Below are 12,233 nucleotides of genomic sequence, written 5' to 3'. Positions count from 1 at the left end.
GACCATGCACAACGTGAAGGGCTCTGATGCGTGACATGAACGAGGACGCGACGGCGCATGCCGGGCAGCGGGCCGTCGCCGAGTCGATCGAGCGGGGCGGGGGAGACGGCGGCGGCCTGAGCGTGACGGAGCTGCTGGCCCTGGTCGCCCAGGACGCACGCGAGGCGGCGGTGGAACCCGGCGCCCCCGGCGGCGCGGCCGATTCCTCCGTCCCGGACGTGGAGGGCCTGGCCGCCGCCATCGCGAAGGCGGCCGGACGGTATCTGCCCGCGGGGCATCTCGCCCCGGACGCCGACTTCTTCGACGCCGGCGGCAGTTCCGTGCACGCCGTGGAGCTGGCGGCGGAGCTGGAGCGCGACCTGGGCGTGGAGCTGGAGCTCGACGACGTCTTCGCCGACGCCCGCCCGGTCGGCCTGGCCCGGCGCTGGCTGGAGACGGCCGGCGCCGCGGCGAGCCTCGCCCTGCCCGCACCCCCGGCGGCCCCGGCGGTGCTCCCGGCCCCCAGAAGCGGCGACGGTACCTCCGCCGGCACCCGCGCCGAGAGTGCCCCTGGCACCCGCGCCGAGAGTGACCCCGGCACCCGCGCTGAGACTGCCCCCGGCACCCGCGCCGAGAGTGCCCTTGGCACCCGCGCCGAGACTGCCCCCGTCACCCGAGCCGAGACCGCCCCCGGCACCCCCACCACCGCCGACCTGCCCCCGCTCACCGCCACCGCTGCCGTCGCGACCGCTGCCACCGTCGCCACCGCCCGCCGGGAGGATCTCGACCAGATCCTGGCCGACCTCGCGCTCGCCGACCGGCTGCCCTTCGTCCGGCCGCCCGAGCCCGTGCCGCCGCGCCGGATCCTGCTCACCGGAGCGACCGGCTTCCTGGGCGGGCACATGCTCCTCGACCTGCTCCGGCACAGTGACGCCCATGTCCACTGCCTGGTCCGCGCGGCCGACGTGGAGACGGCGACCGCCCGGCTCGGCGAGAGCCTGCGCCGCAACCGGCTGCCGTGGAACGCGGAGATCCGCCGCCGGGTGACCGTGCTCCCCGGCGACATCCGCGAGCCCCGCCTCGGCCTGTCCGACGAGCTGTGGCACACCCTCGCCCAGGAACTGGACAGCGTGGTCGGCGTCGCGGCGGCCGTGGACTTCCTGCGCGGCTACCGGTCCCTGCGCCGCAGCAACGTCCTCGGCGCGCTCACGCTCGCCGAGCTGGCCGCCACCGGCCGCCCCAAGCCGCTGCACCACATCTCCTCGATCGCCGTCTTCAACGAGGTCGGCATCACCTCCCTGGGCGAGGACGACCACCTCGCCCATGTGGACCGGCTCGTCGCGGGCTACGACCAGTCCAAGTGGGCCGCCGAGGCGGCGCTGCGCCGCGCCCGCGACCACGGTCTCGTCGTCTCCGCGCTGCGCCCCGGCGGCATCGGCGGCCATACGAAGACCGGCGCGCACAACGCCCTGGACCTCAGCAGCGGTCTGATCTCGGCCTTCGGGCGCTTCCGCACCGTACCGGCGTTCCGCCACCTCAACGTGGCCCCCGTCGACTGGGTCAGCCGGGTCGCCGGGGCCGTCGTCTGCGAACCCGACGCCTGGGGCTTCGACTACAACCTCACCGGCGTCCCGCAGACCCTCGACGACGTCGTGCGGGACATGGCGCTCGGCGGGATGCACGTCCGCGTCCACGACTGGGACGAATGGCGGGCCGACACCCTGGCCCGGCTGGAGGCCGACCCGGTCCCCGAACTCGCCTTCCTCACGCGGGTGCTGACCAGCCCCACCGCGCTGAAGCTGTGCGAGGCCACCCTGACCGGACCCGCCGCCGAGGGCGAGCGCACGGCGGCCCTCGTCGAGGCCCTCGGCCTGCCGCCCGCCGCCCGCTACGACGCGCAGGCCCAGCTCAGGACCTTCGAGCGGCTCGCCGACGACGGCCTCGCCCGGCTGCCGGACAAGGACGACCAGCCCTACCTGTGGTTCACCGAGACCACCGAGGGCACGGTGCGTCCCCTCGACGGCGGCCGCACCGACGGGGCCCCGTGCTCGATGTCCCTCACGCTCTCCCTCGCGAGCATGTACCAGCTGGTACGGGAACGGCGGCTGGACGTCACCGGCAGGGTCGACTGCCCGGCCGCCCACCCCGAACCCCTCACCGTCGTACGCGGTGACGTCTGGGTCCGCCCGGACGAGGGCATCCCGCACCGGCACGGCACGAAGCACCAGCTTCTGCGCTACCGGCTCCGGTTGAGGGCGCAGGACGGTGAACTCTGGTGGCTGGAGGGCCACAAGTACGCCCGCGCCCGCCGTGACCTGTGGCGCCAGACCCGCACCCTCACGGTCGAACTCGGCCGCGAGGGCGGACCGGCCACGCTGGCCGGCGAGGTCGTCGTGCCCGCCGACTCCTACGTCCGCGACCAGGTCGACGGCATCCAGGTCGCCCCGCACCTGACCGGTCAGGAGAAGCGCGCGGCGAAGCTGACCTGGCTCGCCTGGTTCGGCCTCGAGATGGGCCGCGGACTGCTCGGCCCGTTCGCCCGGGCCGGCGCGGACCTGCTCGACCTGCGCCGCACCCCGAACCCCACGGAGCACCACCGATGATCTTCAGGACCACCCCCGTGACCGCCCGTCGGCCCCTGCGCAGGGTCAGGACCGCACCGGCCCTGCGCCCGCTGCGGCACCGTCTCGACCCGGCCCGGGTCGAGGAGATCCCCTTCCAGGCGCCCGACGGCGTCCGGCTCGGCCTCACCCGCGTCGACCCCGGCGACAGCGGCCGGCCCGCGGTGCTCCTGCTGCACGGCCACACCGCGTCCGCCGACATGTTCCTGCTCCCCGAGGCCCGCAACCTCGTCGACTCCCTCCTCGACGACGGCTACGAGCCCTGGCTCCTCGACTGGCGCGGCAGCCGCCGGCTGCCCTACAACGAGACCGGGCAGCGGTACACGTACGACGACGTGGCGCTGTACGACATACCGGCCGCCGTGTCCCGTATCCGTGAGCGGATCGGCGACCGGCCGCTGTCGGTCGTCGCGCACTGCGTCGGCGCCCTCGCGCTGTCCCTGTCCCTGACGGCCGGACTCGTGCCCGGGCTGGCCGGGGTGGTGTCCCAGGGTGTCTTCCTCACCCCGAAGCTGGCCGGCCGCACCTCCCTGCGCATGTCCCTCGCGGGGGAGCTGCTCAGGAGCCGCGTCGACCACATCCCCGTCGACTTCCGCAAGGTCGGGCTCCGTTCCCGGTACACCGCGCTGTTCGCGCTCGCCTCCCGCAACGCGAGCTGCCCGGACCCGACCTGCCAGATCCTGCACAACTCCGCCTGGGGCACGGGCGCCTCGCTCTTCGTGCACGAGAACCTCGCCGAGGCCACCCACGACCGGCTCGCCGAACTGCTCGGCCCCGCCCCGCTGTGGATCCTGCCCCATCTGCGCCGCATCGAGCTGGCCCGCACGGTGGTCCGCTGGCACGACACCGACCAGCGCTACCGTGCCCTGCCGCCCAACGCCCTGGACGCGGCCGGCCGCATCGACACCCCGGTGCTGCTGCTCTCCGGCAGCGAGAACGGTCTGTGGGGCGACTCGCAACGGCTCTGCCACGACATCCTCGCCCACCGGCAGCCCCAGCTCGACGTGCGCTACACCGAGATCCCGGGCTACGGCCACCTCGACACGTTCCTCGGCCGGGGCGCCGCCCTCGACGTCTTCGGACACATCCTCGAATTCCTCGGCGAACGACGGTGACGGCGACCCCGATCGCCGGTTACCGTACGCGTCAGTAACCCGGACATACCGCAGGAGGCACCCATGCCGCAGCTCGAAGTCGACGGCGCTGCACTCACGTACGACGACGAGGGCCCGCGCGACGGCGGCGGGGTGCCCCTGGTGTTCGTGCACGGCTGGACGGCGAACCGGCACCGCTGGGACCACCAGCTCGCCCACTTCGCCGAGAAGCGCCGGGTGGTCCGGCTCGACCTGCGCGGACACGGCGACAGCGGCGGGGCCGGGGTGAAGACGGTCGCCGAACTGGCGAACGACCTGATCGCCCTCCTCGACCACCTCAAGATCGAACGGTTCGTCCTGGTCGGTCACTCGATGGGCGGGATGATCGCGCAGACGATCGCCCTCGCGCACCCCGAGCGCGTGGAGCGCATGGTCCTGGTGAACTCCATCGCCAAAATGGCCTTCAGCCGCGGCCGCGGCCTGCTGATGGCCGCCTCCACCCTCGTCCCCTTCAAGCTGTTCGTCGCCACCAACATCCAGCGCGCCTTCGCCCCCGGATACCCCCGTGAGGAGATCCGCGGGTACGTCAGGTCCTCCGCGGACACCCCGCGCGAGGTCGTGATGACCCTGTACGGCGCCATGCGCGCCTTCGACGTCCTCGACCGCGTGGGCGAGATCCAGGTGCCCACCCTGATGATCCACGGCTACCACGACATCCAGCTGCCGGTGCAGCAGATGCTGCGGATGGCCAAGGCCTATCCGGACGCCACCGTCCGCATCATCGACGCGGGGCACGAGCTGCCCGTGGAGAAGCCGGCCGAACTGACCGCCGCCATCGACGCGTTCGTGACCACGGGCTGACGCGCCTCGGTCCGACGCGCCTCAGTAGTCGTCCGTGTCGGCCCCGCAGGAGCTGCCGCTGGGCGGCAGCGAGCCGTACAGCAGGAAGTCGTCGACCTTGCGGTGCACGCACTTCGACGAGCCGTAGCCGGTGTGGCCCTCGCCCTTGTTGTCCAGCACCACGGCCGCGTCGCCGAGCCGCTCGGCCGTCTCCTCGGTCCAGCGGTACGGCGTCGCGGGGTCGCCCCGGGTGCCGACGAGCAGCATCTCCGGGGTGTCGACGTCCTTCACCCGCTCCCGGATGTAGTCGGTGCCCTTGGGGCGGCCGTAGCAGAGCAGCACCTCGGCGAGGCGGTACCGGCCGAAGACCGGTGACGCCTCGTCGTAGGCGGCCCGCAGCCGTTCGAGGTCGGCGGTGATCTGCTCGGCGGTGGGGCGGTCGGGGTCGTCCGCGCAGTTGATCGCCATCAGGGCGGCCGGCAGGTTGTCGAGCGGCACGTCCTCGGGCTCGGCCAGCGGGGACGGCTCGCCGCCGCCCGGCTCCCGCACCCCGAACGCCAGGCCGCCGGTCGCGAACGCCGCGACCCCGCTGGTGTCCCCGTCCTCCACGAGCCGGGCGAGCGCCCGCTCCAGCGACGGCCACAGCTCCTTGCTGTACAGCCCCTGCCCGAGCGCGCCCACCAGGTCCTGGCCGGTGAAGTCGTCCCCGAAGTCCGCCGGTACCGGGTTCTCGTCCAGCGACCACACCAGCCGGACGATCATCTCGCGGGCCGAACGGGCGTCCTGGCCGAACGGGCAGGCGATGTCCCGCACACACCAGTCGACGAAGTCGTCCAGCGCCGTCTGCTGCCCCCGGGCGCCCGCGATGCCCTGCTCGGTGAGCGGCTCGGTCAGCGTGTCCACGCCGTCCAGGGCGAACCGGCCGACCTTGTGCGGGAACCGGGCGGCGTACACCGCGCCGAGCCGGGTGCCGTAGGAGAAGCCCAGGTAGTTGAGCTTCTTGTCGCCGAGGGCCGAACGCAGGACGTCCATGTCCCGCGCGGCGTCGACCGTGCCCATGTGCCGCAGGACCGGCCCGGAGTTGTCCGCACAGGCCGCGGCCGCCCTCCGCAACCGGGCCAGGGCCGTCCCGGGATCGCCGAGGGCCCCGTCGTCCTCCAGCGCGGCGAGCCCCTCCAGCTCCCCCTCGCCGCAGCTCACGGGCGAGGAGCGGCCCACGCCCCTGGGGTCGAAGGAGACCACGTCGTAGCTGTCCGTCAGCTCCATGAACTCCTTTCCCGCGTACGCCAGTTGGGGCACGCCGGGACCACCGGGGCCGCCGAAGTTCAGCACCACCGAGCCCCGCTTGTCGCCGGTGGCCCGGTAGCGGGCGAGCGCCAGGTCGAGCGCACCCGCCTCGGGGTGCGCGTAGTCGAGCGGGACGGTCACCCGGCCGCACTGGAGGTCGTCGGGCACCCCGTCGACGTCGCACGTCGACCAGGTCACCTTCTGGTCGTAGAACCGGGACAGGTCGGGGCCGTCGTCGCCGTCGGCCCGCGTCGTCCCCAGGGCCGATCCCACCAGTGCCGCTCCCGCCAGGGACAGCGCGGCGGTCGCCGCGGTCGCGGCGAGCACGCGACGGCGCGGGCCGGGCCGGATCGGCGGCGTGGCCGGCATGAGTGCCTCCAGGGACGCCTCTCAGCGGACCGGGAACGGCGCCCAGGGCCCCACGATAGGCGGCACCCGCACGGCCCGCCTCCGGAGCCGGGGCGATGCTCCGATGGCCCTGCCGTCCTCGGTTTTCGATGAAATATTGGGTGGTTTTGTGATCAGTTCGACGGCCGTGGCACTCGATGGGGTGAAAGGTCGTTTGGCCATTACTTGGTTGGTTCGCCCGCGTTTTAACGGATGCGGGTGAGTGCCCGCGACCATGTCTGGAAGGCAGGGACCCATGAGACGGGTTACCCGAAACGGTGTGCTCGCCGTCGCAGCCGCCTCGGGCGCGATGGCGGCTGTGACCATGCCGGCGTTCGCCGACTCCACCGCGACCGGCACCACGGCGGACTCGCCCGGTGTCGTGTCCGGCAACGGAATCCAGCTGCCGGTGCACCTCCCGGTGAACCTGTGCGGCAACACCGTGAGCGTGGTGGGCGCGCTGAACCCCACCGTGGGCAACGCCTGCGCCAACAAGGGCGGCGGCACCACCGCGACCGGACCGTCCTCCGGGGCGGCCGCCGAGGGCGACGCGGTCGGCTCGCCCGGCGTCGTCTCCGGCAACGGCGTCAAGGTGCCGGTGGACCTCCCGCTGAACGCCAGCGGCAACAGCGTGAACGTCGTCGGCGTCCTGAACCCGGTGCTCGGCAACAAGTCCGAGAACGGCCCCGGCGAGGAGTACACCCCGCCCACGCCGCCCACCAAGCCGAAGCCGCAGCCCCCGGCGCGCCACACCCAGCCCGCCGAGCCCCAGCCGGCCGAGCCTCAGCCGGCCGCGCCCAAGCCCGCCCCGCCCGCCCACGAGCCCCAGGCTCCGGGGCCGCAGGCGGTCTCCTCGCTCGCCCAGACGGGCAGCGACGCCGCGCTGCCCGCCCTCCTCGGCAGCGCGGCGCTGATGCTCGGCGGCGCGGTCCTCTACCGACGGTTCCGCCCCGGCACGGAGCGCTGACCGCCGCAGGGTGATTCCGCGGGCCCCCGCCGGTCGTACCGGACGGGGGCCCGCGGCCGTGGTCAGGCGCCGTGGAACCGCCGGTGCAACGCGCGCACCTCGTCCACCAGCTCGGGGACCGGCCCCTCGACGAGCACCCCCGGGGCGACCTCCCGGATCGGCAGGGTCCGCACCGGAGGCGCCGGAACCCCCAGCTCGCCCAGCCACGCGGCGAGCTGCTCGGACGAGGCCACGTACACGATCCGCCCCAGGCCCACCCACGCATGGGCGGCCGCGCACATCGGGCAGTGCTCGCCCGAGGTGTAGACCGTGGCCGCCGCCCGCTCCCCGGGCGACAGCCGCGCCGCCGACCAGCGGGCCAGCTCGAACTCCGGGTGCCGGGTGCGGTCGCCGGAGGCCACCCGGTTGTGGTCCTCGGCGAGCACCGTGCCGTCCCCGCCGACCAGCACCGACCCGAACGGCTCGTCCCCGACCCGCAGCGCCTCGGCGGCCAGCTCGACACAACGACGCAAGTGCGCCAGCTCGGTGGCCTCGATCATGACGGACGGCTCCCTCGTCGCGCTCGGCTGTGGACGATCTCCGGCCAGCCTAGGACAGGTCCCGGGTCACGGAGGCGGTCCGGGCCCGCTCGCGACGACCGGCACCCCCATCCGCACCCGCACCCGCACCCCGGGCGGCCGGGAAGGCGTGCCGCCGTCCGAGCGTCACCGCGATCAGGGCCAGGGCGACCAGCGGGAGGGCCGTCCAGGGCAGGGCCCCCGGACCCAGGCGCTCCAGCACCACCCCGCCGGTCAGCGAACCGCCCGCGATGCCCGCGTTGTAGACCGTGGTCTGGAGCGAGGTCGCCACGTCCGAGGCGGCGGGCCCCGAGGCGCCCACCAGGGCCGTCTGGATCAGTGTGGGCGCCCCGCCGAAGGCCGCGCCCCACAGCGCGACCGCCGTCAGGAGCACGGCGGGGACACCGGCGAACGCGCCCAGTGCGAGCATGACGGCCGCGCAGCCGGCGAGCGCCCCCAGCAGCGTGGCCCGCGGATGCCGGTCGACCAGCAGCCCGGTACCCCAGATCCCGGCCACCGTGGACGCCCCGAACACCAGCAGCACCACGTCCGTGCGCCCGAAACCCGCGTGCGCCGAGAACGGGGCGACGTACGTGTACATCACCTGGTGGCCCAGCAGCAGGAACAGCGTGACGGACAGGACCACCGGGAGCCCCGGCAACAGGGCCACCCGGGTGAGCGGCACGCGTGCGGCCCGCTCCTCGCCCGGAAAGCCGGGCACCCGCCACCGCACCCATCCCGTCAGCAGCACGGCCACCCCGGCCAGCAGCGCGAACGCCGCACGCCAGCCGGTCAGCCCGGCCAGCGCGGTCCCGGCGGGGACGCCCAGCGACAGCGCGAGGGTGATCCCGGCCAGCACCACGGCGATCGCCCGCCCGCGCCGGTCGGCCGGGACCATCCGGGCCGCGTACCCGGCGAGCATCGCCCACAGGGCGCCGCCCATCACGCCGGCCACCAGCCGCGCCGCGAACGTGACGCCGTACGACGAGGACAGCGCGACCACCGCGTTGCTCAGGGCGAAGCCCAGCAGGGTGCCGGCCAGGACCGGCCGGCGCGGCAGACCGCGCAGCAGGGCGGTCACCGGGATCGCCGCGACGAACGAGGCGACCGCGTACCCGGTGACCAGGAATCCCACCCGGGCCTCGGACACACCGAGCGCCGGTGCCATGGCCGGCAGCAGTCCGGCGGGCAGCAGTTCGGTCACGACGGCGGTGAAGGCGGCCGTGGACAGGGCGAGCAGCCCGGACCAGGGCAGGGCGGAGGGCACGGGGGTGCCCTTGACCAGGGAGGCGGTGGACATGGGACCATGGTCGAACGTTCACATCAGTGTGAAGGCAAGCGTGACCCCGGAGGGCGCCGTGAAGATCGGCGAACTGTCCCGCCGCACCGGCGTCCCCACCCGGCTGCTGCGCTACTACGAGGAGCAGGACCTGCTCCACCCCGAGCGCGGCGGGAACGGCTACCGCGCGTACGGCGAGGCGGCCGTCCGGGACGTCCAGCAGATCCGCGGGCTGCTCGATTCCGGGCTGACGACGGAGATGATCCGCGCGATCCTGCCGTACCTGTCGGGCCCGGACGAGATCCTGCTGCCCGCCGAGCACCTGACCCCCGAGACCGCCGCCCTCCTCCAGAGCCACATCGACCGCATCCAGTCCCGGATCGACTGCCTGGCCCGCAACCGCGACCGGCTGACCGCGTATCTGGCGGCGGTCCGTCCGGGGACGTAATTCCGTTGTGGGGGCGGGGCCGGGATGCTGGAGTGGCCTCCATGGATCTTGCCGCTGTACTCGCCCTGTACGACCGGGACATGCGCGAAGGCGCCCGTCCGGAGAGCCCCGACGCCCGGATCGAACGGACCGGGGGAGTGGTCCGGCACATCGGCGGCGAGGGCGGCTGGAACGGCGTCCTGTGGTCCGACCTGGACCCCGGGAACGCCGACGCGGCGATCGCCGAGCAGGTCGCCCACTTCACCGGTCTCGGCCGTGAGTTCGAGTGGAAGCTGCACGGGCACGACCGGCCCTCCGACCTAGGACGACGGCTGGTCGCGGCCGGCTTCACGGCCGACCCGGAGGAGACCCTGATGATCGGGGAGACGGCCGACCAGCTTCTCGACGCCGAGCCGCCCGACGGCGTCCGTATCGTGCCCGTCACCGACCGGGCGGGCGTCGACCTCATGGTCGAGGCGAACGAGAGGGCGTTCGGCCGCGACGGCGGCTGGCTGCGGGACCTGGTGCTCGCCCGGCTCGCGACCGACCCGGACGGCATCGTCGCCCTGGTCGCCCTGGCCGGGGACGTGCCGGTCAGCTCCGCGCGGATGGAGATGATCCCCGGGACCCGGTTCGCGGGCCTGTGGGGCGGCGGCACCGCCCAGGAGTGGCGCGGCCGTGGCGTCTACCGTGCCCTGATCGCGTACCGCGCCCGGGTCGCCGCCGAGCGCGGCTACCGCTATCTCCAGGTCGACGCCTCCGACCAGAGCCGGCCCATCCTGGAACGACTCGGCTTCGCCGCGCTGACCACGACGACGCCGTACGTCCACGGGGTGTAGCGCCCGTCCCCCTCAGTCCAGCCCGAAGGAGTCCGCCAGGGCGTCGATCTGGGCCGCGAGCAGGGTGTCCCCGGTGTGGCCCATGCCCTCGAACTGGCCGGACACCTCCAGGCCGACGGCACCGTGCAGGGAGGTCCAGCCCAGTACGCCGCCGGCCAGGGCGGCTCCCTCCGCGCCCGCCGGGACGTGCGCGCGGGCCCACTCCGCCACCACCGGGTCCTTCGCCGCCCACTCCGTCATCTGCGCCACCATCGGGCGCACCGACTCCGACGGCTCGGCCGCCGCGAACGCGGGCAGGAACGGGCCGAGCACCGCCCGGGCGCTGTCCAGTGTGTCCGGCGGCGCGGTGTATCCCGGCACCGGCGTGCCCTGGATCAGCAGATAGCGGTGCGGCTGGGCCACGGCCCAGCTCCGGCAGGCCCCCGCCAGCGCGTGGAGCCGCGCGCGCGGCCGCGACTCGTCGAGTGCCCCCGCGGCCCGCCCGACGGCCGCCGCCAGATCGGCGTACGCGTCCCGGATGAGGTCCGTGAGCAGGGCGTCACGACTGTCGAAGTACCGGTACAGAGCGGGCCCCGACAGGCCGACCTCCTTGGCGATCCGCGTCAGGGCCACCGCCGCCGTACCGCCCTCGGCGAGCTGCCTCAGCGCGATGTCCTTGATCTCCGCGCGGGTCTGCTCGCGATACCTGGCCCTGGGGCTCTGCGCACCGGCCGTCATGGACGGCTCCTCTCGTTCGACGGGCTGTGACACACCCTAACGAACCACTGACCGGCCCACTGTTGCTACACCCAATCGAAAGAGTTACAGTCTCTAACTGTTGCGACTGGACATCAGGAACCTGATGTCCAGGCCGCCGGGAAACCCAGTGACCAGTGAGAGGACACCGTCATGTCTGCCGTCACCCCCTCCACCGCCCCTTCCGCCGCTTCCGGCCGGCAGGTTCTGCACGCCGTGCTGGGCGCCGGCCCCGCGGGGACCGCGCTCGCCCGTGAACTCGTCCGCCGGGGGCACGCCGTCCGGCTGGTCGACCGCAAGGGGGAGGGGCCCGGGATCGACGGCGTCGAGCGCTGCGCCGCCGACGTCGCCACCGCCGAGGGCGCGCGGGCCGCCGTGGCCGGCGCGGCGGTCGTGTACCACTGCGTCAACGTCGGCTACCACCTCCAGGTCGAGGTGATGCCCCGCATCCAGGACGCCGTCCTCGGGGCCGTCGAGGCGTCCGGTGCCCGGCTGGTCGTCCTCGACACGCTCTACCCGTACGGCGAGACCGGGGGAGCGGTGATGACGGAGGACAGCCCGTGGAAGGCGACCAGCCGCAAGGGCCGGATGCGGGCCGAGCTGGACGAGAAGTACCTCGCCGCGCACCGCGAGGGCCGGGCCCGGGTGGTCCTCGGCCGGTCCGCCGACTTCGTCGGCCCCGGTGTGCTCAACTCCTCCCTCGGCGGGGCGGTGTTCCCGGCCGCGCTGACCGGGGGCCAGGTGGTGGGCCTCGGCGACATCGATCTGCCGCACAGCTACACCGGCATCCAGGACGTGGCCGCCGGGCTGGCCACCCTCGGCGAGCGCCCGGAGGGCGACGGCCGGGTCTGGCATCTGCCCACCGCGCCGGCCGTCAGCACGCGCGCGGTCCACGCGATGATCGAGCGCCGGACGGGCCGGTCGCTGAACGTGCTGGTGGTCGAGGAGCCCCGCCCGTTCGGCGCGTTCGACGAGCAGTTCATGGCGGAGTACGCCGAGATGTTCTACCAGCACACCGAGCCCCAGATCGTGGACTCCTCCGCGTTCGAGAGGGCCTTCGGGGTGGCGGCGACCCCCCTGGAGGAGACGCTGGACGCCACGCTGGCCTGGTACGGGGAACTGCTCGCGGGGCAGTGAGCGGGGCGGCGGTCGGGGCGGTGGTCGGCGCGTCGACCTGGGTGGTGGCCGGAGCGCGGTCGGAGTGCGGTCGGGGCACGGTCG

Annotated in this window: 11 protein-coding genes; 7 read left to right on the top strand and 4 right to left on the bottom strand. The window is 74.1% G+C overall.

The window, feature by feature from the left end; all coding sequences use genetic code 11:
- Positions 1–35 precede the first annotated feature (35 nt).
- The 3 genes from IE275_RS14975 (at position 36) to IE275_RS14965 (ending at position 4,555) form a co-directional block, all read left to right on the top strand.
- Positions 36–2,582 carry a thioester reductase domain-containing protein gene (locus IE275_RS14975; RefSeq protein ID WP_268255265.1) on the top strand — a complete coding sequence of 849 codons (2,547 nt, stop codon included), beginning with the start codon at positions 36–38 and terminating at the stop codon, positions 2,580–2,582.
- Positions 2,579–3,715, top strand: a complete 1,137-nt coding sequence (locus IE275_RS14970; RefSeq protein WP_189711754.1) for an alpha/beta hydrolase — start codon at positions 2,579–2,581, stop codon at positions 3,713–3,715. The genes IE275_RS14975 and IE275_RS14970 overlap by 4 nt, the downstream gene beginning before the upstream one ends.
- Before the next feature lie 63 nt (positions 3,716–3,778).
- A complete protein-coding gene (locus IE275_RS14965) occupies positions 3,779–4,555 on the top strand; it encodes an alpha/beta fold hydrolase (RefSeq protein ID WP_189711753.1) in 777 nt (258 codons plus the stop codon).
- 21 nt (positions 4,556–4,576) lie between these two features.
- On the opposite strand, the gene IE275_RS14960 is transcribed toward IE275_RS14965, so the two are convergent.
- Positions 4,577–6,190 carry an alpha/beta hydrolase gene (locus IE275_RS14960; RefSeq protein ID WP_189711752.1) on the bottom strand — a complete coding sequence of 538 codons (1,614 nt, stop codon included), beginning with the start codon at positions 6,188–6,190 and terminating at the stop codon, positions 4,577–4,579.
- Between the two features lie 298 nt (positions 6,191–6,488).
- Here IE275_RS14960 and IE275_RS14955 point away from each other — a divergent pair, with 298 nt between their 5' ends.
- A complete protein-coding gene (locus IE275_RS14955) occupies positions 6,489–7,175 on the top strand; it encodes a chaplin (protein ID WP_229870243.1) in 687 nt (228 codons plus the stop codon).
- Positions 7,176–7,237: 62 nt separating this feature from the next.
- On the opposite strand, the gene IE275_RS14950 is transcribed toward IE275_RS14955, so the two are convergent.
- Complete coding sequence (locus tag IE275_RS14950; RefSeq protein ID WP_189711750.1) at positions 7,238–7,714, bottom strand: nucleoside deaminase; 477 nt, start codon at positions 7,712–7,714, stop codon at positions 7,238–7,240.
- Between the two features lie 49 nt (positions 7,715–7,763).
- Positions 7,764–9,032 carry an MFS transporter gene (locus IE275_RS14945; RefSeq protein WP_189711749.1) on the bottom strand — a complete coding sequence of 423 codons (1,269 nt, stop codon included), beginning with the start codon at positions 9,030–9,032 and terminating at the stop codon, positions 7,764–7,766.
- A gap of 58 nt (positions 9,033–9,090) precedes the next feature.
- Between IE275_RS14945 and IE275_RS14940 the strand changes: the two genes are divergently transcribed.
- Together IE275_RS14940 and IE275_RS14935 are read left to right on the top strand one after the other, a co-directional pair.
- Positions 9,091–9,459 (top strand): MerR family transcriptional regulator, encoded by a 369-nt coding sequence (locus tag IE275_RS14940; protein WP_189711888.1) that lies wholly within the window; start codon positions 9,091–9,093, stop codon positions 9,457–9,459.
- 41 nt (positions 9,460–9,500) lie between these two features.
- Positions 9,501–10,277: a GNAT family N-acetyltransferase gene (locus tag IE275_RS14935; protein WP_189711748.1), complete on the top strand. Its 777-nt coding sequence runs from the start codon at positions 9,501–9,503 to the stop codon at positions 10,275–10,277.
- Between the two features lie 12 nt (positions 10,278–10,289).
- On the opposite strand, the gene IE275_RS14930 is transcribed toward IE275_RS14935, so the two are convergent.
- Positions 10,290–10,994 carry a TetR/AcrR family transcriptional regulator gene (locus IE275_RS14930; protein ID WP_189711747.1) on the bottom strand — a complete coding sequence of 235 codons (705 nt, stop codon included), beginning with the start codon at positions 10,992–10,994 and terminating at the stop codon, positions 10,290–10,292.
- A gap of 171 nt (positions 10,995–11,165) precedes the next feature.
- Here IE275_RS14930 and IE275_RS14925 point away from each other — a divergent pair, with 171 nt between their 5' ends.
- Positions 11,166–12,149, top strand: coding sequence for an NAD-dependent epimerase/dehydratase family protein (locus tag IE275_RS14925; protein WP_189711746.1), 984 nt, complete (start codon positions 11,166–11,168; stop codon positions 12,147–12,149).
- The last annotated feature ends 84 nt before the right edge of the window (positions 12,150–12,233 follow it).

The sequence above is a fragment of the Streptomyces phaeofaciens genome, from assembly GCF_014648915.1.
GTDB lineage: Bacteria > Actinomycetota > Actinomycetes > Streptomycetales > Streptomycetaceae > Streptomyces > Streptomyces phaeofaciens.
The sequence above is the reverse complement of the archived record's forward strand: the minus strand, read 5'-3'. Positions and strand labels throughout refer to the sequence as shown.

Bases quoted from the DNA above. Each gene is read 5' to 3' on its own strand.
- IE275_RS14930 (WP_189711747.1), bottom strand. From the start codon at position 10,994: ATGACGGCCGGTGCGCAGAGCCCCAGGGCCAGGTATCGCGAGCAGACC.
- IE275_RS14950 (WP_189711750.1), bottom strand. From the start codon at position 7,714: ATGATCGAGGCCACCGAGCTGGCGCACTTGCGTCGTTGTGTCGAGCTG.
- IE275_RS14970 (WP_189711754.1), top strand. From the start codon at position 2,579: ATGATCTTCAGGACCACCCCCGTGACCGCCCGTCGGCCCCTGCGCAGG.
- IE275_RS14925 (WP_189711746.1), top strand. From the start codon at position 11,166: ATGTCTGCCGTCACCCCCTCCACCGCCCCTTCCGCCGCTTCCGGCCGG.
- IE275_RS14965 (WP_189711753.1), top strand. From the start codon at position 3,779: ATGCCGCAGCTCGAAGTCGACGGCGCTGCACTCACGTACGACGACGAG.
- IE275_RS14960 (WP_189711752.1), bottom strand. From the start codon at position 6,190: ATGCCGGCCACGCCGCCGATCCGGCCCGGCCCGCGCCGTCGCGTGCTC.
- IE275_RS14945 (WP_189711749.1), bottom strand. From the start codon at position 9,032: ATGTCCACCGCCTCCCTGGTCAAGGGCACCCCCGTGCCCTCCGCCCTG.
- IE275_RS14935 (WP_189711748.1), top strand. From the start codon at position 9,501: ATGGATCTTGCCGCTGTACTCGCCCTGTACGACCGGGACATGCGCGAA.
- IE275_RS14975 (WP_268255265.1), top strand. From the start codon at position 36: ATGAACGAGGACGCGACGGCGCATGCCGGGCAGCGGGCCGTCGCCGAG.